The 580-nt window shown below is 54.3% G+C and carries 1 protein-coding gene; it reads right to left on the bottom strand.

Features of this window, described 5'->3' with window-relative positions; translation table 11 throughout:
- Positions 1–302: 302 nt before the first annotated feature.
- Positions 303–580 (bottom strand): hypothetical protein (locus ACTBDU_RS16450; RefSeq protein ID WP_438807217.1); only part of this gene is annotated, 278 nt, incomplete at its 5' end.

The raw sequence follows: 580 nt of genomic DNA on the forward strand, positions 1-580 counted from the left end.
CCGCCAGCGAGTGCTGGAATTCACGGATGGAAAATTTTGTCGCCATACAGGCTCCCTACCACAATCAGCACACGTCGCTTATCCCTCAGCAATCTGACTCTGTCTGATAAGCATGGAGGCCTCCATCGGGCCACTCGGCATTTGCAGGGCTATCCACGTCGATTCGGCAGAAATAGCACGGTTCGTCTCGCTATCTGAAAAATTGTCGCGCACTAACGACACCAGTTTATTAACGGTGTCGATGCGCTCCTGCGTATAAAATGTTGTGTCTTTAGTCATGATGTCCCCCTTTTAAATCACGTTTAAACGCCATGATGACGCTCAGCCAGTACCGCATTGATGCGCGACACCAGGGTTTCTGCCACCGTGTCAACGCTGCCGGCGACACTCGCCAGGCGCAAAAAATGCGCATCGTCGCCCAGACCGACAGACACATTCTCGCCAGCGACCCTAACCACGCTGATCTCGGCCGGGTCGAGGTACGCGCCCGGCAACAGTTTGACCAACTGCTTCATGCCAGCGCTGCCTCTATCTGGGTTTTGATGCGGGTTGACGTCTGGAACAACGTTTCGCCATAAGC

The sequence above is a fragment of the Sodalis sp. (in: enterobacteria) genome (assembly GCF_051710625.1).
Taxonomy (GTDB): domain Bacteria; phylum Pseudomonadota; class Gammaproteobacteria; order Enterobacterales; family Enterobacteriaceae; genus JBPESN01.